This window comes from Kribbella sp. CA-253562, from assembly GCF_050942265.1.
Classification (GTDB): Bacteria; Actinomycetota; Actinomycetes; order Propionibacteriales; family Kribbellaceae; genus Kribbella.
Genome location: NZ_CP192049.1, coordinates 1,223,073 through 1,243,451, shown reverse-complemented (window position 1 = coordinate 1,243,451; position 20,379 = coordinate 1,223,073). Strand labels below are relative to the sequence as shown.

Below are 20,379 nucleotides of genomic sequence, written 5' to 3'. Positions count from 1 at the left end.
GCCCGGCTGATCTCCCCAGCGGATCTCGGGCGCTTTCCGATATGCATTCATCAGAACCCACCGGCGGACGGAAACAGCGGCCGGCGGGACGTTTCTCAAGTTTCCAGCTCGTCGGGCAGCACGACGTTCACCAGCCAGCTGACCACCGTGATGATCAAGGCGCCGAGCAGCGCGGTCCCGAAGCCCTCGACCCCGAAGGGCACGTCCAGACCGTCACTGATCCAGGACGTCAGCAACAACATCAACGCGTTGATCACGAAGATCAGCAGGCCGAGGGTGAGCACGATGAACGGCAGCGACAGCAGGGTCGCCAGCGGCTTCACGAAGGCGTTGACCAGTCCGAAGATCGCGGCCACCACCAGCAGCGTGCCCACCCGGCGGGTCGTGGTAGTCCCGCTCACGGTGATGTCGTCCAGCAACCACGCCGCCGCTCCGACGGCGAGCGCGTTCGCAATCAGCCTGACCAGGAGTTTCATCGTCGGCCTCCACTCAGCCCCGGACGGACTTCCGTGCGCGCCCGAACAATCCACTGAGCCGTTCGCGGCCTCGATCGGCCGAACGGCGCGCGTCCCGGCCGGTGCTGCCGGCCTGCTTGCGCAGCCGGCGCCCAGACTTCTTGCCGCGCTTCTTCGCACGCTTCACGTCGCCCTTCACGGTGCCCCGGGGCTTCAGCCCGGCCCGCTTCCGTACGCCGCGGCGAACCTCCGCCGTGCGGGGAATCATCAGTTGCACGCCGTAGCCGTACAGCCGAAGCCCCAGTGCCATCAGCGGCAGCCCGAGCGGCAGCAGGATGAGGGTGATGCACAGCACCCCGGCGACGATCAGCACCACGGTGGCCAGCACCCAGACCAGCACCGCCGCAATTCCTCGGAGAATCCTCATCACCGATCACGTCCAATACTGTGTGCTGCCCCGGTGCCCTGCTGTGATTCTTTTCATTCCTGAATCCATCGCATTTCACCGACCGTGAGAGAAAGGATTCGGCGGGTGAACGAATCGCTATTCCCCGAGCAGCCGCCCGAGTGGGCCCAGGTCGATGTTCAGGTCCTCCGGGGTCAGGTCGAAGCGTTCCTGCAGCGACGTCATCGCCTGCTCCAGACGCATCAGCCCGAGCCCCAGCTCCTCCACCTGCTCCGGGCTGAGATCGCCCTGGTCGATCCGTCGCAACGCCTGCCGCTCCATCAACTGCCGAACGAGCTCGACAATCGTCAGGACCAGCTTGAACAGCTCTCGGTCGATGGTTTCGGAGTTGGCGTCGATCCGTTCGGGCAGCGATTCCGGCCGATCGCTCATGACTGCTCCAGTTCGGCCCGGACGGATTGGATCACGGCCGACAGCTGGATCCGGACGAGTTCGACGTCGGCGAGCGAGATCACCACATCGCCGGAGATCACCACTCCCTTGCCCAGCAGGCGGTCCAGCAGATCCACCAAGGCCACCGGCTGCGACGAAGGCTGGCTGGCGGCAGGGGCGGCCGGCGACTGGAGACTCATGTCTCGTCGTCCAAGGTCGCGAAGGAGTACGGCGGCCACGGCCCGGTGAGCTCGAGCTGCAGCTCGGAGTACTTCTGGCGCAATTGCTCGACCAGTTCGGCGAAGTCGCCGGCTCGGGGATCGTCGACGAGAAAGGTGCCGTTGAGCACCATCGGCTCGGACCTCGCGCTCAGCCGCTGGTCCTGGGCAGCCAGGCGTCGCGCCGCCTCCGCCCCAGCGGACAGATCCCAGAACAGGGCCTCCGAGACCAGCTCGTCCCGCGCCGTCGCTGCCTCCTTGGCCCGCAGCTCCGCGCGGCGCCGTTCGAGGTAGGCGACGCCGGACCCGGCGGTCTGCGTCTGGCCGGACGGCTGGTCGGCGGCCGTCGGTCGCCGCACCGAAACGAACGCCTTCACACTCCACTCGCTGCGTCCTTCGATCCGATCCAGCGCGCGGACGAGGTCGTCGTACAAGGTGTCGATGCGTTCGCGGACGCCGTCGTCGGAGCGGCAGATCGTCGCCAGCCGGAACGGCGCGATCGCGGACGTCACCGCGGCCGCGGCCCGGACCACCTCGTCGTGGCGCCGCGCGGTCCGCTCCAGCCATCGCAAGTCCTCGAGGTTGCGCCGCAACGCGGACTCACCGAACTCGTCGAGACCGACCGTGCTGACCACCGCGACCAGACCCCGGTACTCGATCGACCGGATCGCCGCGTCCTGCAGCCCCTGCCCTTCGATCGCGGGAGCAGCTTCCGGACGCCGCCCGATGGCGTACAGATAGGTCGCGGTCTCAGTCACCGCCGCCCTCCACCTCCTCCAACCGCCGGCGCAGTTGCCGGTTCTCCTCGGCGAGATCCTGCTCGGCCGGCGACAGCATCGGGTCGCGGGTCCACCAGTCGATGCCCATCTCCATCGCCTTGTCCACCGAGACCACGAGCAGACGGATCTTGATCGTCAACAGCTCGATGTCGAGCAGGTTCACCCTGATGTCGCCCGCGATGATGATGCCCTTGTCCAGCACGCGTTCGAGGATGTCGGCCAGGCCTTCGGGCCGCGGCGCGGCCGACGGCATCGGATAGCGGTCCGCCGCGGAACGGCGCGGTGAGATCATCGGTTCGGTCATCGATCACTCCTGCACCCGGCCGCGGACGTACCGGTTCAGCCGGCGGTAGCCCGTGACCGACCCGTCGGCGTCCACGTCGACCTCGTAGACCGCCAGCAGGTCGGTGGTCTCCGGGATCCGCCGGGATTCCACCACCTCGACCTGGACCTGCCAACCGTCCTCGGTCTTGTCGACCGCCACGATTCCCTCCGGCTGCTGTCCGATCAGGTCCGCGAGCTCGGCCGCCGCGGACAGCGCGATCGTGCGCAGCGACGGCCGCCTGCTCCGGCCGCCCCCGTTGCCTTGGGCCTGGCCCGAGCCGTCGTCCGGTGGCTTCCGGGCGGCCTTCTTGACCGGACGGCGCCCCGGCGAGGAAGCGCTCGGTGCGGACTTGCGGGCGGTGGCCATCAGCTCACATCTCCCTTTCGCGTCGTTCGGTGGCGGCCAGCATCCGGGCGATGAGTTCCTCCTCCAACGCCTCGGCCTCGGCTTCGTCCAGTACGCCGCTGTCCCGCAGGGCGGCGACGTCCTCGAGCTGCCGGCGGATGCGTGCCGGGTCGTAGAACTCCTGCTCGGCCTGCCGAAGGATCTGCTCGGCCAGCGCCGCCGTGGCCCGAACCGGTGCCAGCGGCAACGTCAGGAGGTTGAGCAGGAGTCCCACGTCTCAACCCTCCGCGTCGACGAAGTCGTACGCCGGGGAGGGCCCGACCAGCTTGATCCGCGCCCGGCCGGTGAACTCCTTGGCCACCTGCTCGGCCGCGCGCTCGAAAGCCGCCCGCTGCGCCTCCTCGACGAGGAACGCGACGTCGATCAACTGGTCCAGGCCGGCACCTTCCCGGACGTTGACCGCCGCGGCGAACGGCTCCAGCATCGCCAGCACCTGTTCGCCGTCGACGGCTCGCTTCTCCTCCAGCGCCGCCGCCACGAGTTCCCCCAGCCGCACGCGGGCGCCGTACGACGACTCCTCCGGGTGTTCCCGGGTCTCGGCCCGCAGGAGCGCGATCTCCGGGTTCCCCGCGACGACCTCGGTGAGCACCTGGCGTTCGTCGTACCGGGCCCGGACGGTGAACTGCAGGTATCCGGCCAGCTCGTCCAGCATCGCCCGGAAGCGGTCGTGACTCGGCTCCAGCACCTCGGTCAGCACCGCCGACCGATCCACCAGGATCGAGCCGAACCGGATCGGGACGACCGGACCCGCCGCCGCCACCGCGTCGAGGACCTTGCTATGGGCAACGAGATCGGCCCGCCGGGCGGCGGACTGCGTCGGATCGACCGCACTCGTCACCGCCGCGACCTCGCCGTACGGCACCACCGCGACCGGCTGATCGCCGATCCCGGTGAGACCGTCCGGCAACCGCAGGTCCGCGACCGTGATCCCGTAGACGTAGCAGGCGACCCCGACTTCACTGCTGACGGTCATTCGACCTCAGCCCTCCGTCTGCGGGCCGGCGCCTTCTTGGCCGGCCGGCGGCGCGGACGTTCCTCTTCCTGGTCCTCGTCGTCGTTGCCGCTGCCGAGCAGCGCTTCCTTGGCGCCGCTGAGTACGCCGCGCGACTTGCCGCGCGCGCCGCCCTCGGTCATGCCCTCGATCAGCTCCGGGAGGTCCTTGCCGCCCTTGTCGTACAGATCGAGCCGGTTCGTCGCTTCCGCGAATCTCAGGTAGGTGTCGACGCTCGCGATCACGATCCGGGCGTCGATGGTCAGCAGTTCGATGCCGACCAAGGAGACCCGCACGTAGGCGTCGATGACGAGCCCTTTGTCGAGGATGCTGTCGATCACGTCCGCCAGACTGCTCGGTGCAGGCCGCTCCAGGTACCCACCTGAACGGCGCTGGCCAGTGGCCGCAACGGTCATGGATCTTCCACCTTCCGGTCGGAACAGCCGCTCAGGGCCGTTCAGCTCGCGCGACGACGGGGTCGCGGTTCGGCTTCTTCTTCCTCGTATTCCTCGTCGCTGTCCTCGTCCTCGTACTCGTCGTACTCGTCCTCGTCCTCGTCGGCGGCCTCTTCGTCCTCGGCTTCTTCGTCGTACTCGTCCTCGGGGGCCTCGTCCTCGTCGTACTCGTCCTCAGCGGCCTCTTCCTCGTCCTGCTCGGCCTCGTCCTCGTCCTCGTACTCGTCGGCCGGTTCTTCCTCGTCGTACTCGTCCTCGTCGCCGGCTTCTTCGTCCTCGGCTTCTTCTTCGTCCTCGGTTTCCTCGTCGTACTCGTCCTCAGGCGCCTCTTCCTCGTCCTGGTCGCCCTCGTCCTCGTACTCGTCGGCCGGCTCTTCCTCGTCGTACTCGTCCTCGTCGCCGGCCTCTTCGTCCTCGGCTTCTTCGTCCTCGGTTTCCTCGTCGTATTCGTCCTCAGGCGCCTCTTCCTCGTCCTGCTCGCCCTCGTCCTCGTACTCGTCGGCCGGCTCTTCCTCGTCGTACTCGTCCTCGTCGCCGGCCTCTTCGTCCTCGGCCTCTTCGTCCTCGGCGCCTTCGTCCTCGGCTTCCTCGTCGTACTCGTCCTCAGGCGCCTCTTCCTCGTCCTGCTCGCCCTCGTCCTCGTACTCGTCGGCCGGCTCTTCCTCGTCGTACTCGTCCTCGTCGCCGGCCTCTTCGTCCTCGGTTTCCGCGTCCTCGGCGCCTTCGTCCTCGGCCTCGTCGCTGTCTTCCTGCTCGAGCGCCTCTTCGTGGGTGCGCTGCACCTTGCCGTCGTGGATCTCGCCCCGCCAGCCCTCGACCTGGTCCGGGTCGACGATGACGTTGGTCATCACGTGCCGGCGGAAGTGCTTCAACTCCAGCCGGGCCCGTCGTCCCTGGGCGCGCCAGATGTTGCCGACCCGTTCGAACAACCCCTGCGGGTAGTACTCCAGGACAACGAGGATGCGGGTCAGGTTCGGCGCGAGCTCGTGGAAGGTCACCGAGCCGTCCACGTGCCCCTTCTCGCCCTTGGAACGCCAGACGATCATCTCGTTCGGCACCTGTTCCAGGATGGTGGCTTCCCAGGTCCGGTGCGACCACAGCACCTTCGCCTTGAACTCCACCTTCGCGTCGGACTTCTGCTCCACGCCCTCGACCTTCTTCATGAAGCCGGAGAAGTCCTGGAACTGGGTCCACTGGTTGTAGGCGACGTCGATCGGAACGCCGACATCGATCTGCTCGATGATGTTGGTGGACTTGGTGGCCTTCTTCCCGCCGGAGCTGTTCGACGACGATCCGCCACCAGTCAAAGCCTCTTTTGCCATGTCCTTCACGCCGATCACTCCGCCCTTGAGCGCTCCGACGAGCGGCGAACCCCCGGTCGCGGCCGCCTTGCCCCCTTCGGCGAGCGCCTTACCTGTCACGCCTCCGCCGGCGGCGACGCCGACCAGCCGGTCCGTCAGGTCCGAGATCTTGTCAGCGGCGACTTCGGCCGCCCGCCCGGTCGCGACGGTCAAGGCTTCCTGCAACTCGTTCTTCAGGCGATCGACGGGCAACTCGTCCAGCACCGAGGCGAACCCGTTGCGTTCCTGCGACTGCTCCTGGTCCTGCGCCTGGTCCTGGTCCTGGTCCTGCTCCCGCGTGCGCGATCCGTCGGCCATCGTGGTCACCCGCGCTTCCTCGCCGCGGAACCGGAGCCGGCGGCCGACTTCTTCGCCGCGGTCTTCTTCGCCGCCGTCTTCTTGGCGGCGGCCTTACGCGGCGGAGAACTCTTCTTGGCTGCCGCCTTCTTCGCGGCCGGCGCGGTCTTCTTCGCCGCCGGCGCGGTCTTCTTCGCGGCCGGCGCCGTCTTCTTCGCGGCCGCCTTCTTGGCCGGAGCCTTCTTCGCCGTCGATGCCGAACTCGAAGCCTTCTTCGTGGCCGACCCGGCGGTCTTCTGCGCGCCGGAACCCGAACTGGCCTTCTTGGTGGTCGAACCGCTGGAGGACCCACCGCCGCTGGACGTCTTGGCGGCAACCTTCTTCGCAGTACCACCGCCGCCGCTGCCGCTACCGCTACGTCCACCGTTGCCACTGCCACCGCTGCTGGAGCGTGCGCTGTTGCCACCGCTGCTGGAGCGCGCACCGTTGCCGCCGCCGCTGCTCCGACGTCCGCTTCGCTCACCGCTGCTGCTGGAACTCTCGCCACCACCGTCGCCGCCACTGCTACGGCGTCCACTGCTGCTGTCACCACCGCTGCTACGGCGTCCGCTGCTGCTGTCACCACCGCTGGAGCGTCCGGCACTGCTGCTACGACGCCCGCCGCTGTCACTGCCGCCGCGCTCGCTGTCGCGCGACTCCCGGTCACCGCCGCCGCTCGGCCGCTTCCGGCCCGGGACGCGCCGACGCGGCCTTTCCTCGTCCTCGCCGCCGGATCGCGCATCGGGCTGCTGGTCCTCGTCGGCCGACTCGTCGTCACCCCCGACCGCCAGCATCTTGTCGGTCCGCGTCCGGATGGAGTCGCTCACCTTGTTGAGCCGGTTGCTCGCTGCCGCTACCGCGGCGTCACGACCCGCTGAGACCAGCTTTCCCCGCACCTGGTCGGACAGCTTGGACAGCTCTGGGTTCTGCTCGACCACGTTGGACAGCTGCTGGACGATCGCCCGCGGATCGGTCGCGATGCGCTTCCCAGCAAGCAGGCCGCCGACGGTGATCGCCAGCCTCAGCTTCTTGGTGCGACCCAACAGATAGCCGCTCGCCACTGCGGCCGCCACCTTTGCGCTGGTGTTCATGAATTCTCCCTACAGATCTTCGTCGCCGACTCGGAGGGGATCCCCGAGTGGCCTTCTTGCCGTAGCAGAGCAGTTCCAGCCGGTCACTCGGCCAGCGCCGCGATCCGACGGAGCATCGGAATACTGGGGTAGTTCTCGTCCCGGACCTTCTCGACCAGCACTGCCGCGTAGATCGGAACTTCGTCCGGCCGCAGGAGCGACTCGATCAGGTCCAGCATCGTGACGGATGGATAGTTCTCCTCCCACACCTTGTCCAGCAGTGCGTCCAGCAACATCTCCCGAGCGTTGAACTCGGCTCCTGGTCCAGGCATGCCGTCTCCGAAAGATCGATTACGGATATATGTATCTGCTCGCACGAATGATGGTGCGGGCCTGGTGAACCGCTGATTTCGCCCGATGCGTCCTCGCGGTCCAGCCGTCACAAATTGCAATGAGAATGCGGTACCCGTCACTCAGACCGACAAACGACCAACACTCCGGTAACTTTCCGCTTCGGAACCGACCCGTATGGTGCTCGAATTAACTGTACGCAAAGCGACCGGCCGGTATCGTAAATGGATTAGACCGGTAAAATAAACGCTCATTTCACCGCGCCGCGGGCACGTCGTCGCGTAGTCTCGCGGCATGGTCACCCCCTCCACCGCGGAGAGTCCGGACTGGTCCGGCCTGACCGCACGGACGCTCGCCGAGCTCCAGACGTGTGAACCGCTCTACCGGCCGACGAACTTCTGGACCGGCGGCCTGACCGAACTGCTGGACGACCTGAAGAGCCATGGCCTGGAGCGATTCAAGAGTTGGCCGCACTCGACGAGGTGGTTCTATCCGCGGTACGGCAACGGCTTCAGCAACGCCACGATCGCGGCGACTTTCGAGGCCGCGGCGAAGGTGAACCCCTGGGCGGACCAGGCCTGGATCTCTGCCGCCTTGAACGGAAGTCTGGAGGCCCGGCGCGACTTCGACGTCGCCGGCGTCTGCTGGAATCACGACCGCTGGCCCGCCGACCTCGACTCGTTCGGGGAGAGCACGGTCGGGACGCCGGCCCAGGCCTATCCGGTCGGCCGCAACGGCCAGGTGAGGTTCGGCCGGCCGTACCTGAGCTACCTGATCCTGCTCGCGGCCCTGTCGAACCACGTCGACGCCGCCCCCCGCAGCTTCCTGGAGATCGGCGGCGGCTTCGGCGTGCTGGGCGAGATCGTGCTGGCGCGTGACCCGGAGGCGCGCTACGTCGACATCGACATCCCACCGCTGGTCACCGTCGCGTCGTACTACCTGACCGAGCTGTTCGGGACCTCCCGGGTGCTCAGCTACGACGCGTCCGTGCCCAGTAGTGGACCGGTCGAGGTACCCCGTTCCGCGGTTCTGCCGAGCTGGCGAATCGCGGACGTCCGCGCCGATTTCGACGTGTTCGTGAACTCGTTCTCGTTCCAGGAAATGGAGCCCGACGTGGTGGACAACTACATCGAGATCGTCTGTGCGAAGAACGTCCGCTACGCCGTGTCGCTGAACGCCCGGCACGGCACCTACAAGGCTGAGCGCCCCGGCGGATGGGGATCGTTGCGGCCGGTCAACTCCGCGGACATCATCGAGATGTTCACCAGGCGCGGCTACGAACTGGTCGGCCAGTACGACGACCCGATGGTCCACAACGGCCGCCAGATCAACGTGCTACGACGGCGCTGACGGGAGCCAGTCCGCGGCCGCGACGAAGGCCGCCCTCGACGACCCCAGGGTGGTCAAGCCGACCACCCCGGTGATTCCACCGGGTGTCCGGTATGTCGCCGAAAGACACCGCGGTGGCCCTTTGATACGCATTCCGGTCAAAGCGACCGAGGTCCGCATGAGTTCCCGTGCGGCCGGGCACCGCCACGTTCAGATCACCCTGGGGAATCTTTCGAAGGAGAAACCGATGGGCGTCGGAAAGAAAGCCAAGCACGCGGCCAAGGAAGCCAAGGGAAAGGTGAAGGAAAAGACCGGCGACGCCACCGACAACCGTGACCTGCAGGCCGAGGGCCAGGCCGAGAAGTCCGGCAACGCCGTCAAGCAGGCCGGGGAGAAAGTGAAGGACGCGTTCCGCAAGTAGGCTCCGTGCTCCCCGTCGGCCGGCCGGCGGGGATCGCGGCGTGACTGCTTCGGCACAAAAGTCCCCGACTCATGAGCACCTTCGAACCCTGGGAGTACCGACCGGACGCGGCGCCTCGGCAAGAGACCGACCTGGTCGGCTGTCGCGTGCAGGCAACCGACGGCGAGGTCGGGATCGTTGTGGACGTGATCCATGCGCCGCGCCACAAGGCGCTGGTGATCGACACCGGCGATTGGGTCGTCGGGCAACGGATTCTGCTGCCGGTCGGCGTGGTGGCGGGCATTGATCAGGCCCGGCGGATGATCGCCGTGGATCGCAGCGTCGCGGAGATCAAGGCGGCGCCGCCGTACGAGCCTGCGCTCGGTGAGGCCCCACAACGCCTGAACGAACTCGCTGACTACTACTGCGGGCTGTACGGCGGCGACGATCAGCACTACCCGTCACCGGAAGGTCCCGCTGAGTTCGCGGATCCCGGCGTCGTCGGCAGCGACGATGCCCTGGGCAATGATCTCGACGCCGGCCGGCGCCCGGGATCTCAATCGCTTGATTGACCACGGTCGCGGTTGCCGCCGCATGAGGGCGAGCGATAACGGGTACGAGACCGGGTAATCGCTCTGCGGAAGGAGTGACCATGCCGAAAAAGAAGTCGGTGGGCCAGAAGCTCGAGCGGCAGTACGAACAGATCAAGGACGGGTTCAAGGACCTCGGCCACGCGTTGACCGAGGCGGACAACAGCCCGGCCGTCGGCATGGTCCCTCCCCGGCCGACCGGCGCCCCAGCGCGAGCGGGAAGCGGGCGGACCAAGGAGCAGCTGTACGCCGACGCGAAGCGCCTCGGCGTCAAGGGCCGGTCGAAGATGACGAAGGCGGAGCTCGAGCGAGCCGTCGGGCGGGGCTGATCGCCCACACCTTGTTCCCCAGATCCCCGTCCCTGCGAGGAGATTGCACCATGGCCGCTTCCGGTGACGGGTCACCTGTCACCGCGGCGGTCGTGCTCGCCGTCGACCGCGCCGAGCAGCCGTCGGAGCGCCCGCGGGTGCTGCGCCGCGTCGGCGGCGTCACCGTGCTGGAACGCTCGGTCCGGGCCCTGCGCCAGGCGGGGATCGAGCGCATCGTCGTGGCGGTCGGCGCTCAGGACGCCCAACGGGTCGCGACGATCGCCTCCCGCTGCGGGTCGGCCGAGGTCGTGGCGAGTGCGGCCGGCCCAGGGTGCGCCGAGGCTTCGGCGGTCCTGGCAGGCCTTCGGGTTCTGGGAGTTCCGCGCTGCCTGATCGTCACGCCGGACGACATCTTCGAGTCCGTCGATGTCCGCGCGTTGGTCACGACCAGCACCCCCAACGCGCTGGCGGTGATCCACACCGCGGACCTGGACGGCGCCGCGCATCAGTCCGACGGGCAGGCCAGGGTTCGGCTGGACGACGCCGGACGCGTCGTCGCACTGGGCCCTGATCTCGAGAACTTCGAGGCGCTCGACGCCGGTCTGGTTGTTGTCGACGTCAACGATCTGTTGTCGGTCGCCCAGGACGGGCAACGGTCGTGGCGTGAAGTACTTCAGTCACTGGCAGGCGCTCATCAGGTGCGGGCCGTCGCCACCCGCGGACTGTGCGCCCGCGTGAACACACCCGCCGGGGTTCGTGCCGCGGAACGCAGGATGTGGCGCCGCTACGGCCCCAAGCCGGTGGACAGCATCGTCGCTCGGCTGGTCTATCGCCGGATCTCGGGACCGATCACGCGCCTGCTCCTGCGGACCAAGATCACGCCCGACGCCGCCACCGCGTTGGCATTCGCCGTCACCCTGGGCGCGGCCGGCCTGGTGGCCACCGGGCACGCGTGGCTGATGCCACTGGGCGGCATCGGCGTCGTGCTGGGGTGCGCCCTCGACGGGGTCGACGGCGAACTGGCACGGATCAGCGGCACCGCGTCACGGCGCGGCGCCACGCTGGACACCCTGCTCGACCGGTACGCCGACCTCGCCGTTGTCGCGGCCGTCGCCGTCGCGGCCGGTGCGACGGCAACCGCGTGGGCGATCGGCTTCGCGGCCGCTGCCGGCTGTCTGCTGGTCTCGTACGTGCATGCCGTCGGCCGGGACACCGACGTACGGTTGCTGCTTCGCCGCGAGTTCCGGCTGCTGATCCTCGCCGCCGCGGCGATCGCCGGATTCCCGCTGGCAGGTCTGATCGCCGTAGCCGTGGCCGCGAACATCGACGCCGTCAGAGGCGTCGTCCTCCTGCTCCGCGCGATGCCGCGGTGACCCACCCATCCCCTGCAGTCAGTGCACGCCCGTGAGGAGACACAGCCATGAGGCAGAAGCGCGGACACCTCGACGTCCAGGACGAGCCGGTCGACGCGCAGGAAACCTGGCTCGACGACTTCGCCCAGCCGATCGAGGAATCCGCCGACCCGGTGGAGGACGACGGCGCCACGTTCGGAGCTGCCTTCTTCGGCTGGCTGGTCGCCAGCAGCATCGCGATCCTGACAGCGGCGCTGCTCGGCCTGGCCGGAACGCTGATCGGCTGGTCCGAGCTGGCTGCCTGGCTCGAGGCGCAGGCCGGTACGACCGGTCCCGCGATCGCTTCCGCGCTGGTACTCGTCGTGATCGTCGCACTCGCTGCGTTCACCGGTGGCTACGCCGCGGGCCGCATGGTGCTCTCGCACGGTGGCCGCCAAGGGCTCGGCGTCTGGTTCTGCAGCTTGGCAGCCGTGCTGCTCGCGTCGGCGTCGGCGTACTTCGCGGACCGCAGGTACGACCTGGTCAGCCGGGTCGACTGGTCGACGCTGCCGATCGTGGACGGTGACTGGGTGACGGTCGGGCTGACGACGCTCGGTGCCGCCCTCCTGCTCACCGCGGTGGCCGCCGTGGCCGGCGGTGCCGCCGGGACGCGGTACCACCGCACGTTCCGGTGAGGTCTGGACCCCACCTTGGCCGGCGACCGCCGGCATATGGCGCCGACCGGGTGGGGCGATTCCAAGTACCCGGCCGCGGCGGCGCTATTCGCCAGAATTCGGCGAATAGCGATGCACTCCGTGCGGTAGCCGGAGCTTCACCGGTTGTACCGAATCATGCGTTTGCTGGTTGAAAAGGAAACCCAACCCTCGGTCGACGGTCACACCAATTTCCGAATTCTGCTGAATATGCGGGCGTCCGTTGTTGTACCGCCCACCTTCACGGGGTGACACTCGCGATGAGAGCAACCGCTCCTGCCATCGCCTCCCGAAGGGAACGTGTCATGACCACACCCCCACAACCGGAGGTGTGCCCGATCCTTCATCTCGAACTCGGGCCACTGGACCTCAACCTGCTCGGCCTGCGGGTCCAGTTGAACCAGGTCGTCCTGGACATCACCGCGATCCCGGGTCCGGGCAATCTGCTGGGCAATCTCCTGTGTGCGATCGCGGGGTTGCTCGACGGAGTCGACCTGGGCGGGATCCTCGGCAACCTTCTGCAGAACCTCATCGACGCCCTGATCCGCCTCTTGGAGGGCCTCGGCGGCGGCGGCACTCCCGCGGCGGTCCGTCCGTGACCGAACACCGCGGCAGCGAGGAGGAGTTGCTCACGGCCCGCATCATCGTGGCGCTGAGCAACCTCGAGGACATCCGAACACGACTCACCACCGCCGGCGACTCCCAGCGCGACACCGACGCCCTCACGGCTGCTCTGCTGGATTTCTGGAGAAATCAGGAACCGCTCCTGAAAGATGTCGGGCGATCGCTACTGGAAATACTACGAAGACAAGCTCTGGAGCAACTCTACGAATGGCGTGAACAAATACAGGAAGTCCGTTTGCAGGGATAGCACAGATGCCCCCTTCCTGATCGGAACACCAGTTCAGGTGAGGTCTCGTCCAGGGTCAGCGCGGTCTTCGAGGCCGGCCAGCTTGTCGGGGTTGAGCTGCAGGCGGAGGTTCTGGATCCGGCCGCCGCTGAGGTCGAAGGTCGCGGCGCCGGCCGGCTGGCCGGCGACGGTGTAGAGGATGCCCAGTTCGCCGTTGATGAGAGCAGGTCGCCCGACCACGCCGGCCGACACGGGTTTGGCCAGTACGCCGAGCATCCAGCGCGCGACATGGTCCGCGCCGTACAGCGGGCGCCGGGCGGCCGTGACCTTGCCCCCGCCGTCGCTCCACGCGGTCACCTCGGGAGCGAGCAGTTCCATCACGGCGTTCAGATCGCCGCCCGCGCACGCGGCGATGAACTGCTCGGTGACCTTTGCGCGCTGCTGCTGGTCGGTGTCGAAGCGGGGCCGGCGGGCCTGCACGTGCCCGCGGGCGCGGCGGGCGATCTGCCGGACGGTGGGTTCGGGCCGGTCGAGTGCGGCGGCGATCTCGGCATGCGAGAAGCCGAAGACCTCGCGCAGCACGAAGACCGCGCGTTCGACCGGGTTGAGGGTTTCCAGCACGACCATCATCGCGGTGGAGACGGTCTCGGCCATCTCGGCCTCCGTGGCGGCGTCGGGGGTGGTGAGCAGCGGCTCGGGCAGCCACGGCCCGACGTAGGTCTCTCGGGTGGCCCTGGCGGAGGTGAGCCGATTCAGCGACAGGTTGGTAACCGTGCGGACCAGGTACGCGCGCGGATCGCGGACCGTGGCCCGGTCGACGGCGCTCCAGGACAGCCACGCGTCCTGGAGGATGTCCTCGGCATCGGCGACGCTGCCCAGCATCCGGTACGCCGTACCGAACAGCAGGCGCCGATGCACCAGGTACGGGTCGCGTGCTGGGCTCTGATCCGTCATCGGGTGATGCTCTCAGGCAGCCGGCTTGCGGGTCGCGCGGCCACCCCGGGAGACGGTCGCGCTGACGTTCATCCGCTTGCTGAGCCGGAACATCTTCACCGGGCTGCTGCTGACGGTTTCCTTGTAGAGCACGGCCGCGCGGCCCTTCAGGTACGCGCGGCGCGGGGTGTCGTCGGCGTGGGTGAACTGGATGACGGCGTCACGGCGCCCGATGCTGACCGGCTGGTGGAAGTAGCCGAACCGGAAGGGCTTGACCCGCTTGCCGCGCAGCAGCCGGGCGATGCTGTCCGCGGCGTACTGGGCGGTGGGCAAGCCGCTCTGGCAGGTCCCGTGGATCTGCCCCCAGGCCAGCCGGACCGCGGCGGCGTCCCCGATCGCGTGCACGTCGGGGTGCGAGACCGACCGCAGAGTCGCGTCGACCCGGATCAGGCCGCGCTCGTCGACGGCGATGCCCGCGTCACCGGCCAGCGGCGACACCCGTACGCCGGTCGTCCACAGCGTCGCGTCCGAAGCGACCAGCTCGCCGCCGTCGAGCTCGACGGCGTCGGGCAGCACCTTGGTGATCCGCACCCCGGACCTGACGGTGACGCCGAGCCGGTCCATGGCCCGGAACAGGTAGGCACGCGCCGCGTCGCCCATCATCGCGCCGGGCTCGTCCGAACTGATCAGCCTGACGGTCAACCCGGGATACGTCTCAGCGATCTCGGTCGCCGCCTCGACGCCGGTCAGCCCACCACCGCAAACGGTGACGGTGCCACCTCGTACGACGATCTCGCGCAGCCGCTCCGCGAACCGCGCGGCCTCCTGCGGGCCGTTGAGCGTGAAGGCGTGCGAGTCCGCGCCCGGCACCCGGCTGGTGTCGGTCGAACTGCCGAGCGCGTACAGGAGTGTGTCGTACTCGAGCGTCGCCGTACCGCCGTCGATCACGACGGTGCGCCGATCGGGGTCGATCGCCGTGGCGTGCCCGCGGACGAAGGTGATCCCGGTCCCGGCCAGCAGGTCGGGAATGTGGTGATCGGCCAATTGCTGCCCCGCCGCGATCTGGTGCATCCGCAGCCGTTCGGTGAACCGGTCCGACGGGTTGACCAGCGTGATCCGCACCCCCGTCCGGCGAGTCCGGTGCGCCAGCCGGATCGCGGCCAGCATCCCCGTGTAGCCGCCACCGAGGACGACGATGTGGTGGTCGTGGTGGGTCATTCGGCACTCCCAAGGTCAGGTCACCGGGCCGCTCCGTGTGCCGGTGACGCCCATGGGACAGGTCAGCCACCTCAGAAGTGACAGTGGCGACTGTGACTCACGCCACTCAGCGAATGTCCACGGCGTGGGGCTGCGCAGTGAAAGGCACCAGGACTGATCTTCATCCCAATAGGCGCTAGAGTTCAAAGGGTCCGGAGCCGCGGGGCGGAGCCGCACTCACCAGTCGGCCGCCGTCGTGTCTCGCCCCTTCAGAGACGGGATCGAGTGTCGTGACTGAGGTTTCAGCTGGGCGTAGGCCGCTCTCGCTCGAGCCGCTCGCCGTGCCGGCAGCCTACGAACACGTGCTGGCTCGCCTCAGGCGGGCCATTCAGCTCAGTGAGATCCTGCCCGGTGAGCGATTGCCGTCCGAGCGGGATCTCGCGGAATCCCTGGCTGTCTCGCGCATCACCGTGCGGGAGGCGTTGCGGGTTCTGCAAGCCGAAGGGGTGATCGCCACCCGCAGGGGTAAGGGTGGCGGCACCGTCGTCCTTCCGGGCGCCGCGGCGATCCTTCAACGGCCCGGCGGGCACGATCAGCGAGCCAGCCGCGCACGGGAAGTCCGTGAGATGCGGTTGGCGTTGGAGCCCATGGCGGCGTCTTTGGCCGCGTCGCGAGCCAATCAGCAAGACCTCCAACGGCTGCGCGACTTCCAGGCGGACCTGAAGGCCAGCACGGACATCGAGACCTTTCGGCGGGCGGATTCCGGATTCCATCTGACCATCGCCGCGGCGAGCGGCAACAACATGCTCCGGGTCGCCATCGAGGACGTACGCAGCGCGATGTTCGTGATGCTCGACGCCCACGACTTCACGATCGTGCACGCGACCAGCGGTGAAGCCCATGAATCGATCCTCGACGCCATCGCGGCGGGCGACGCGGAGCTGGCCGCCCGCCGGATGGAAGCCCACGTCGCGGCCGCGAGCGTGGAGATCGCGGCCGCCCTGGAAGAGCAGGAACGATCAGGCTGAGAAGGTGATTCGCATCTGGGTTGCTCAGCCGAGGACCTCGTCGAGCTTGGCGGCGGCGATGCCGACCGCCTCGCCGACGGCGGCGTTGGTGAGTTGACCGGCATGGGTGTTCAGGCCGAGCGCCAGGCTGTGGTCGTCTCGGCAGGCGCGCTGCCATCCCTTGTCGGCCAACGCCACGGCGTACGGCATGGTCGCGTTGGTCAGCGCGTACCTCGAGGTGTTCGGGACCGCCCCGGGCATGTTGGCCACGCAGTAGAACGTCGAGTTGTGCACCTGGTACGTCGGGTCGGAATGCGTGGTGGGCCGGGTGTCCTCGAAGCAGCCGCCCTGGTCAACGGCGATGTCGACCAGCACCGAGCCGGGCTTCATCCGTGAGACCAATTCATTGCTGACAAGTTTCGGCGCCGCGGCGCCGGGGACCAGCACCGCGCCGATCACCAGGTCGGCCTCGATCACCTGCTGCTCGGTGGCGAGCCTGGACGCCGCGAGGCCGTGGACGCGGTTGTTGTAGCGCCAGAACGACATCCGGAGCTTGTCGAGGTCGGTGTCCACCAGGGTGACGTCGGCGCCCATGCCGAGCGCTACGTTGGCTGCGTTCTGACCGGACACGCCGGCACCGATGATGACCACCTTCGCGTTCGCGACCGCGCCGACGCCACCCATCAGTACGCCGCGGCCGCCCTGGGCCTTCATCAGCGCGGACGCGCCGACCTGGGGCGCGAGGCAGCCCGCGACCTCGGACATCGGGTACAGCAGCGGCAGCGCGCCGGAGGGCAGTTGCACCGTCTCGTACGCGATCGCGGTGACCTTGCGCTCCAGCAGTTCCCCGGTCAGCCGGTTGTCCGCGGCGAGGTGCAGGTAGGTGAACAGCGTCAGCCCTTCCCGCATCCGGTGATACTCCTCGGCGACCGGCTCCTTGACCTTGAGCACCAGGTCGATGCCCCCGCCGCTACCCCACGCCGCGTCGGCGTCCGGAACGATCGTCGCGCCGGCGCCGGCGTACTCCTCGTCCCTGATCGACGAGCCCGCGCCCGCGCCGCGCTCGACGACAACCTGATGGCCGTGCGCGGTCAGTTCGTGCACGCCGATCGGCGTGATCGCCACCCGGTACTCGTGGTTCTTGACTTCCTTCGGGATTCCGATCCTCATCGGAACTACCTCCGCCGCTTGGCGGCCGCGCACGCACGGTCCGCTGATTGACCTCTGATGTGCCGATGCACCGCGGGTGTCAGCGAGCCGGCTCGCCCTCCGCGGTGACATAGGCGGAACTGATGCCCCCGTCGACGCGCAGTTCGTGACCGCTGATGTACGACGCCGAGTCGCTGGCGAGGAAGGCCGCAGCCTCGGCGATCTCACCGGGACGAGCGAAGCGCCCGTAGGGAACGTGAATCAGCCGGCGGGCCTTCTGAGCCGGGTCGAACAGCGTGGCCAGCAGCGGAGTCTCGACCGGGCCGGGGCTGATCGCGTTGATCCGGACGTTCTTCTTCGCGAACTCGATGGCGATCTCGCGCGTCATCGACAAGACGGCGCCCTTCGAGGCGGTGTAGGCCACCTGCGAAGCTGCCGAGCCCATCGTCGCGACCAGCGACGCCGTGTTGACGACAGCACCGCCGCCGTTGTCGACGAGGTAGGGGATCCCGTGCTTGCAGCACAGGAAAACGCTGAGCACGTTGGCTTCCATGAGCTTGGAGAAGGTTCCCGCATCGGTGTCGAGAACCGAACCGTCCTCGGGAATCGCCACTCCGGCGTTGTTGAAGAGAACGTCGATCTTCCCGTAGGTGTCGGCGGCCCTCGCGTACACATCGCGGACCGCGTCCTCGGCGGTGAGGTCCGCCTCGATGAAGAGGTCCGCGTCGGACTCGCCCTGGATGTCGACGCCGACGACGGTCGCCCCGGCGTCCTTGAAGACCCGGACGGACTCGCGTCCGATGGCGCCGGCGGCTCCGGTGATGACGGCGATCTTGCCGTTCAGGTTGGTCATGGTGATCTTCCGTTTCTGCGGGTTGACGGAGGCCGGCCGCGAGCCGTGCCGGACAGGTGGAGGCTCGAGCTTGGGCAGCTCAAGCGGTCGCGATGTAGACGTTCTTCAACTCGGTGTACGCGTCGAGTGCGTGCGCGCCCAGTTCGCGACCGATCCCGGACTGCTTGAATCCACCGAAGGGAGTGTTGGTGCGGACCGAGGTGTAGGAGTTGACCGAAAGAGTCCCGGACTCCACGGCTCTGGCGACCCGAAGTGCGCGCCCGACGTCCCGCGTCCAGATCGAACCCGACAGCCCGTACTGGCTGTCGTTGGCCCGGCCGATGACTTCGGCTTCGGTGTCGAAGGGCAGCACGCTCAGTACGGGGCCGAAGATCTCCTCCACCGCGGCGGGATGATCGTCGGCGATGGGGAACAGGACGCTCGGCGGGAACCAGAACCCCGGTCCGTCCGGCGCACTGCCGCTGAAAGCCACCGGAGCGGCGTCCACGTAGCTCGCGACCCGTTGGCGCTGACGGGCGCTCACCAAAGGGCCCATGTCGGTCTTGGCGTCGAGTGGATCGCCGACGACGATGCCTGCGACCACATCCTCGAGAACGGCGAGGAAGGAGTCGACCGCGGTGCGCTCGACGTACACCCGCGAGCGGGCACAGCAATCCTGCCCCGCGTTGCCGAAAGCTCCTCCGACGAGTCCGCGGGCCGCGGCTTCGACGTCACCGTCGGAGAACACGATCGACGGCGATTTGCCGCCCAGCTCCAACGTCACTCGCGTCATGGAATCCGCGGCCGAGCGCGCGATCTCCTTGCCCACCGCGGTGGATCCGGTGAAGGAGATCTTCCGGACCTCCGGATGGTCCACCAGTGCGCGGCCGACTTCCGGTCCGGTCCCGACCACGACGTTCAGCAAACCCTCGGGCAGACCTGCTTCGACGACCAGCTCGGCCAGCCGCATCGCCGTCAACGGCGTCAACTCCGACGGCTTGAGTACGACTGCGTTGCCGGCGGCAAGCGCTGGAGCGATCTTCCAGGAAGCAATGCTCAGCGGGAAGTTCCACGGCGTGATGACCCCGACGACGCCCATCGGTTCGCGAAAGGTCAGGTCGATCCCCCCGCTGACGGGAATGGTCTCGCCCGTCAGCCGCTCCGGGGCGGCGGCGTAGTACCGGAAGACCGCCGCCACGCCGGCGATCGCGCCCCGCGCATCGTTGATGGGCATCCCGACGTTGCGGCTTTCCAGCTCGGCAAGGTCCTCGGCCTCGTCGGAGATCATTCCCGCGATGCGGTACAGCACGTCGGCCCGCTGGGCCGGGTCCGTTGTGGCCCACTGGCGTTGCACAGCTCGGGCACGCACAACGGCGGCGTCGAGCTCGGCAGGCCCAGCCTGCTCGACTTCGGCGATGGCTTCTTCCGTCGCCGGGTTCAGGATCTGGAGCATCACGCCGCACCTACTCTCTGGCTCGTTCGGACAGCGCGCACGAATGCGTCGACGGTGTTGTCCCCAGGCATCGCCTCGGGGTGCCACTGAACGCCGAGAGCGAAGCGCTGCGCTTCCCACTCGAGCGCCTCAGGGAGGTTGTCACCGGCGGCGCGAGCAGTGACGACCGCGCCCGTGCCCACGCGGTCGATGCCCTGGTGATGGTGAGAGTTGACCTGCTGGACCCCGGCCCCCAGAGCTTGTGCCGCCAGCGTCGCCGGCAGAACGTCCACGGCGTGATAGGTCGACTCGTCCAGTCGCCCGGGGGTGGGGCGATGGTTCGTGAATCGGTCGGCGTCCAGGTGCTGATGCAGGGTCCCGCCGTGGGCGACGTTCATGATGTGGAGCCCGCGACAGATGCCGAGGACCGGAAGGTCGCGTTCGAAAGCGGCGCGGGTGAGAGCCAGTTCGAACTCGTCTCGCATCGGCACCGTTGCCTCGAGGTGCGCCGACGCGCTGTGCCCGTAGTTCTCCGGATCGACGTCGACTCCTCCGGCCAGCAGCAACCCGTCGATCCGTTCCACCAGACCGACCGGATCGGCGATTCCTCGTTGGTCCGGGACCAACCCGATGACCAAGGCCCCGGCGTCTTGCACCTTCCGCAGGTAGTGAGCCGAGAGGATGGCTGCGGACTGCCGCGTCCAGTAGCCCCAGCTCGCGGCCTCGAACGCCGCACACATACCGA

At 68.1% G+C, this 20,379-nt stretch carries 28 protein-coding genes; 9 read left to right on the top strand and 19 right to left on the bottom strand.

The window, feature by feature from the left end:
- Nucleotides 1–95: 95 nt before the first annotated feature.
- From ACQPXM_RS06085 to ACQPXM_RS06025, 13 genes are all read right to left on the bottom strand, one after another.
- Complete coding sequence (locus ACQPXM_RS06085) at nucleotides 96–476, bottom strand: phage holin family protein (protein WP_432945638.1); 381 nt, start codon at nucleotides 474–476, stop codon at nucleotides 96–98.
- Between the two features lie 13 nt (nucleotides 477–489).
- A complete protein-coding gene (locus ACQPXM_RS06080) occupies nucleotides 490–882 on the bottom strand; it encodes a hypothetical protein (RefSeq protein ID WP_432945636.1) in 393 nt (130 codons plus the stop codon).
- 117 nt (nucleotides 883–999) lie between these two features.
- Nucleotides 1,000–1,293 carry a gas vesicle protein K gene (locus tag ACQPXM_RS06075; RefSeq protein ID WP_432945634.1) on the bottom strand — a complete coding sequence of 98 codons (294 nt, stop codon included), beginning with the start codon at nucleotides 1,291–1,293 and terminating at the stop codon, nucleotides 1,000–1,002.
- Complete coding sequence (locus ACQPXM_RS06070; protein WP_432945632.1) at nucleotides 1,290–1,493, bottom strand: gas vesicle protein; 204 nt, start codon at nucleotides 1,491–1,493, stop codon at nucleotides 1,290–1,292. Before ACQPXM_RS06070 ends, ACQPXM_RS06075 begins: the two co-directional genes overlap by 4 nt.
- The gene (locus ACQPXM_RS06065; protein WP_432945631.1) at nucleotides 1,490–2,269 is read right to left on the bottom strand and encodes a GvpL/GvpF family gas vesicle protein; all 780 of its coding nucleotides are present in this window, start codon (nucleotides 2,267–2,269) and stop codon (nucleotides 1,490–1,492) included. Before ACQPXM_RS06065 ends, ACQPXM_RS06070 begins: the two co-directional genes overlap by 4 nt.
- A complete protein-coding gene (locus ACQPXM_RS06060; RefSeq protein ID WP_432945629.1) occupies nucleotides 2,262–2,594 on the bottom strand; it encodes a gas vesicle protein in 333 nt (110 codons plus the stop codon). The genes ACQPXM_RS06065 and ACQPXM_RS06060 overlap by 8 nt, the downstream gene beginning before the upstream one ends.
- 3 nt (nucleotides 2,595–2,597) lie before the next feature.
- Entirely contained in the window at nucleotides 2,598–2,981 is a 384-nt protein-coding gene (locus tag ACQPXM_RS06055) for a gas vesicle protein (RefSeq protein WP_432945627.1), read from the bottom strand.
- A 4-nt stretch (nucleotides 2,982–2,985) separates the two neighbouring features.
- Nucleotides 2,986–3,234, bottom strand: a complete 249-nt coding sequence (locus tag ACQPXM_RS06050) for a gas vesicle protein GvpG (protein WP_432945625.1) — start codon at nucleotides 3,232–3,234, stop codon at nucleotides 2,986–2,988.
- Nucleotides 3,235–3,237: 3 nt separating this feature from the next.
- Nucleotides 3,238–3,993, bottom strand: a complete 756-nt coding sequence (locus tag ACQPXM_RS06045; RefSeq protein ID WP_432945623.1) for a GvpL/GvpF family gas vesicle protein — start codon at nucleotides 3,991–3,993, stop codon at nucleotides 3,238–3,240.
- Nucleotides 3,990–4,427 carry a gas vesicle protein GvpJ gene (gene gvpJ, locus ACQPXM_RS06040; RefSeq protein ID WP_432945621.1) on the bottom strand — a complete coding sequence of 146 codons (438 nt, stop codon included), beginning with the start codon at nucleotides 4,425–4,427 and terminating at the stop codon, nucleotides 3,990–3,992. Before gvpJ ends, ACQPXM_RS06045 begins: the two co-directional genes overlap by 4 nt.
- Nucleotides 4,428–4,468: 41 nt before the next feature.
- Complete coding sequence (locus tag ACQPXM_RS06035) at nucleotides 4,469–6,124, bottom strand: SRPBCC family protein (RefSeq protein WP_432950953.1); 1,656 nt, start codon at nucleotides 6,122–6,124, stop codon at nucleotides 4,469–4,471.
- A 5-nt stretch (nucleotides 6,125–6,129) separates the two neighbouring features.
- On the bottom strand, nucleotides 6,130–7,233 hold the full coding sequence (locus tag ACQPXM_RS06030; protein WP_432945619.1) for a hypothetical protein: 1,104 nt from the start codon (nucleotides 7,231–7,233) through the stop codon (nucleotides 6,130–6,132).
- Between the two features lie 83 nt (nucleotides 7,234–7,316).
- A complete protein-coding gene (locus ACQPXM_RS06025; protein WP_432945617.1) occupies nucleotides 7,317–7,544 on the bottom strand; it encodes a hypothetical protein in 228 nt (75 codons plus the stop codon).
- A 313-nt stretch (nucleotides 7,545–7,857) separates the two neighbouring features.
- Between ACQPXM_RS06025 and ACQPXM_RS06020 the strand changes: the two genes are divergently transcribed.
- The 8 genes from ACQPXM_RS06020 to ACQPXM_RS05985 all read left to right on the top strand — a co-directional run bounded on the left by ACQPXM_RS06020 (nucleotide 7,858) and on the right by ACQPXM_RS05985 (nucleotide 13,105).
- A complete protein-coding gene (locus tag ACQPXM_RS06020) occupies nucleotides 7,858–8,913 on the top strand; it encodes a putative sugar O-methyltransferase (protein WP_432945615.1) in 1,056 nt (351 codons plus the stop codon).
- A 49-nt stretch (nucleotides 8,914–8,962) separates the two neighbouring features.
- Complete coding sequence (locus ACQPXM_RS06015; RefSeq protein ID WP_432945613.1) at nucleotides 8,963–9,313, top strand: CsbD family protein; 351 nt, start codon at nucleotides 8,963–8,965, stop codon at nucleotides 9,311–9,313.
- Nucleotides 9,314–9,384: 71 nt separating this feature from the next.
- Nucleotides 9,385–9,864, top strand: a complete 480-nt coding sequence (locus ACQPXM_RS06010; protein WP_432945611.1) for a PRC-barrel domain-containing protein — start codon at nucleotides 9,385–9,387, stop codon at nucleotides 9,862–9,864.
- Between the two features lie 80 nt (nucleotides 9,865–9,944).
- Entirely contained in the window at nucleotides 9,945–10,211 is a 267-nt protein-coding gene (locus tag ACQPXM_RS06005) for a plasmid stabilization protein (protein WP_432945609.1), read from the top strand.
- A gap of 50 nt (nucleotides 10,212–10,261) precedes the next feature.
- Complete coding sequence (locus ACQPXM_RS06000) at nucleotides 10,262–11,563, top strand: CDP-alcohol phosphatidyltransferase family protein (protein ID WP_432945607.1); 1,302 nt, start codon at nucleotides 10,262–10,264, stop codon at nucleotides 11,561–11,563.
- A gap of 47 nt (nucleotides 11,564–11,610) precedes the next feature.
- The gene (locus tag ACQPXM_RS05995) at nucleotides 11,611–12,216 is read left to right on the top strand and encodes a hypothetical protein (RefSeq protein ID WP_432945605.1); all 606 of its coding nucleotides are present in this window, start codon (nucleotides 11,611–11,613) and stop codon (nucleotides 12,214–12,216) included.
- Between the two features lie 323 nt (nucleotides 12,217–12,539).
- Nucleotides 12,540–12,833, top strand: a complete 294-nt coding sequence (locus tag ACQPXM_RS05990; protein ID WP_432945603.1) for a hypothetical protein — start codon at nucleotides 12,540–12,542, stop codon at nucleotides 12,831–12,833.
- Nucleotides 12,830–13,105, top strand: coding sequence for a hypothetical protein (locus tag ACQPXM_RS05985; protein ID WP_432945601.1), 276 nt, complete (start codon nucleotides 12,830–12,832; stop codon nucleotides 13,103–13,105). Before ACQPXM_RS05990 ends, ACQPXM_RS05985 begins: the two co-directional genes overlap by 4 nt.
- A gap of 33 nt (nucleotides 13,106–13,138) precedes the next feature.
- Here the strand turns inward: ACQPXM_RS05985 and ACQPXM_RS05980 are convergent, their stop codons facing one another.
- Nucleotides 13,139–14,038 carry an RNA polymerase sigma-70 factor gene (locus ACQPXM_RS05980; protein ID WP_432945599.1) on the bottom strand — a complete coding sequence of 300 codons (900 nt, stop codon included), beginning with the start codon at nucleotides 14,036–14,038 and terminating at the stop codon, nucleotides 13,139–13,141.
- Nucleotides 14,039–14,050: 12 nt separating this feature from the next.
- Entirely contained in the window at nucleotides 14,051–15,235 is a 1,185-nt protein-coding gene (locus ACQPXM_RS05975; protein WP_432945597.1) for an NAD(P)/FAD-dependent oxidoreductase, read from the bottom strand.
- Between the two features lie 269 nt (nucleotides 15,236–15,504).
- Here ACQPXM_RS05975 and ACQPXM_RS05970 point away from each other — a divergent pair, with 269 nt between their 5' ends.
- Nucleotides 15,505–16,242: a FadR/GntR family transcriptional regulator gene (locus ACQPXM_RS05970; RefSeq protein WP_432945595.1), complete on the top strand. Its 738-nt coding sequence runs from the start codon at nucleotides 15,505–15,507 to the stop codon at nucleotides 16,240–16,242.
- 24 nt (nucleotides 16,243–16,266) lie between these two features.
- Here ACQPXM_RS05970 and ald read toward each other — a convergent pair whose 3' ends face one another.
- The 4 genes from ald to ACQPXM_RS05950 all read right to left on the bottom strand — a co-directional run bounded on the left by ald (nucleotide 16,267) and on the right by ACQPXM_RS05950 (nucleotide 20,374).
- Nucleotides 16,267–17,391, bottom strand: a complete 1,125-nt coding sequence (gene ald / locus ACQPXM_RS05965) for an alanine dehydrogenase (protein WP_432945594.1) — start codon at nucleotides 17,389–17,391, stop codon at nucleotides 16,267–16,269.
- 79 nt (nucleotides 17,392–17,470) lie between these two features.
- A complete protein-coding gene (locus tag ACQPXM_RS05960) occupies nucleotides 17,471–18,223 on the bottom strand; it encodes an SDR family oxidoreductase (protein ID WP_432945592.1) in 753 nt (250 codons plus the stop codon).
- Nucleotides 18,224–18,302: 79 nt separating this feature from the next.
- A complete protein-coding gene (locus ACQPXM_RS05955) occupies nucleotides 18,303–19,655 on the bottom strand; it encodes an aldehyde dehydrogenase family protein (RefSeq protein WP_432945590.1) in 1,353 nt (450 codons plus the stop codon).
- A complete protein-coding gene (locus tag ACQPXM_RS05950; protein ID WP_432950951.1) occupies nucleotides 19,655–20,374 on the bottom strand; it encodes a gamma-glutamyl-gamma-aminobutyrate hydrolase family protein in 720 nt (239 codons plus the stop codon). The genes ACQPXM_RS05955 and ACQPXM_RS05950 overlap by 1 nt, the downstream gene beginning before the upstream one ends.
- Nucleotides 20,375–20,379: the final 5 nt, after the last annotated feature.

What these genes read in the sequence shown, in the direction of transcription:
- ACQPXM_RS06085 (WP_432945638.1), bottom strand. Translation starts at nt 476, where the DNA reads ATGAAACTCCTGGTCAGGCTGATTGCGAACGCGCTCGCCGTCGGAGCG.
- ACQPXM_RS06080 (WP_432945636.1), bottom strand. Translation starts at nt 882, where the DNA reads ATGAGGATTCTCCGAGGAATTGCGGCGGTGCTGGTCTGGGTGCTGGCC.
- ACQPXM_RS06075 (WP_432945634.1), bottom strand. Translation starts at nt 1,293, where the DNA reads ATGAGCGATCGGCCGGAATCGCTGCCCGAACGGATCGACGCCAACTCC.
- ACQPXM_RS06070 (WP_432945632.1), bottom strand. Translation starts at nt 1,493, where the DNA reads ATGAGTCTCCAGTCGCCGGCCGCCCCTGCCGCCAGCCAGCCTTCGTCG.
- ACQPXM_RS06060 (WP_432945629.1), bottom strand. Translation starts at nt 2,594, where the DNA reads ATGACCGAACCGATGATCTCACCGCGCCGTTCCGCGGCGGACCGCTAT.
- ACQPXM_RS06055 (WP_432945627.1), bottom strand. Translation starts at nt 2,981, where the DNA reads ATGGCCACCGCCCGCAAGTCCGCACCGAGCGCTTCCTCGCCGGGGCGC.
- ACQPXM_RS06045 (WP_432945623.1), bottom strand. Translation starts at nt 3,993, where the DNA reads ATGACCGTCAGCAGTGAAGTCGGGGTCGCCTGCTACGTCTACGGGATC.
- gvpJ (WP_432945621.1), bottom strand. Translation starts at nt 4,427, where the DNA reads ATGACCGTTGCGGCCACTGGCCAGCGCCGTTCAGGTGGGTACCTGGAG.
- ACQPXM_RS06035 (WP_432950953.1), bottom strand. Translation starts at nt 6,124, where the DNA reads ATGGCCGACGGATCGCGCACGCGGGAGCAGGACCAGGACCAGGACCAG.
- ACQPXM_RS06030 (WP_432945619.1), bottom strand. Translation starts at nt 7,233, where the DNA reads ATGAACACCAGCGCAAAGGTGGCGGCCGCAGTGGCGAGCGGCTATCTG.
- ACQPXM_RS06025 (WP_432945617.1), bottom strand. Translation starts at nt 7,544, where the DNA reads ATGCCTGGACCAGGAGCCGAGTTCAACGCTCGGGAGATGTTGCTGGAC.
- ACQPXM_RS06020 (WP_432945615.1), top strand. Translation starts at nt 7,858, where the DNA reads ATGGTCACCCCCTCCACCGCGGAGAGTCCGGACTGGTCCGGCCTGACC.
- ACQPXM_RS06010 (WP_432945611.1), top strand. Translation starts at nt 9,385, where the DNA reads ATGAGCACCTTCGAACCCTGGGAGTACCGACCGGACGCGGCGCCTCGG.
- ACQPXM_RS06005 (WP_432945609.1), top strand. Translation starts at nt 9,945, where the DNA reads ATGCCGAAAAAGAAGTCGGTGGGCCAGAAGCTCGAGCGGCAGTACGAA.
- ACQPXM_RS06000 (WP_432945607.1), top strand. Translation starts at nt 10,262, where the DNA reads ATGGCCGCTTCCGGTGACGGGTCACCTGTCACCGCGGCGGTCGTGCTC.
- ACQPXM_RS05995 (WP_432945605.1), top strand. Translation starts at nt 11,611, where the DNA reads ATGAGGCAGAAGCGCGGACACCTCGACGTCCAGGACGAGCCGGTCGAC.
- ACQPXM_RS05990 (WP_432945603.1), top strand. Translation starts at nt 12,540, where the DNA reads ATGACCACACCCCCACAACCGGAGGTGTGCCCGATCCTTCATCTCGAA.
- ACQPXM_RS05980 (WP_432945599.1), bottom strand. Translation starts at nt 14,038, where the DNA reads ATGACGGATCAGAGCCCAGCACGCGACCCGTACCTGGTGCATCGGCGC.
- ACQPXM_RS05975 (WP_432945597.1), bottom strand. Translation starts at nt 15,235, where the DNA reads ATGACCCACCACGACCACCACATCGTCGTCCTCGGTGGCGGCTACACG.
- ald (WP_432945594.1), bottom strand. Translation starts at nt 17,391, where the DNA reads ATGAGGATCGGAATCCCGAAGGAAGTCAAGAACCACGAGTACCGGGTG.
- ACQPXM_RS05960 (WP_432945592.1), bottom strand. Translation starts at nt 18,223, where the DNA reads ATGACCAACCTGAACGGCAAGATCGCCGTCATCACCGGAGCCGCCGGC.
- ACQPXM_RS05955 (WP_432945590.1), bottom strand. Translation starts at nt 19,655, where the DNA reads ATGCTCCAGATCCTGAACCCGGCGACGGAAGAAGCCATCGCCGAAGTC.
- ACQPXM_RS05950 (WP_432950951.1), bottom strand. Translation starts at nt 20,374, where the DNA reads ATGTGTGCGGCGTTCGAGGCCGCGAGCTGGGGCTACTGGACGCGGCAG.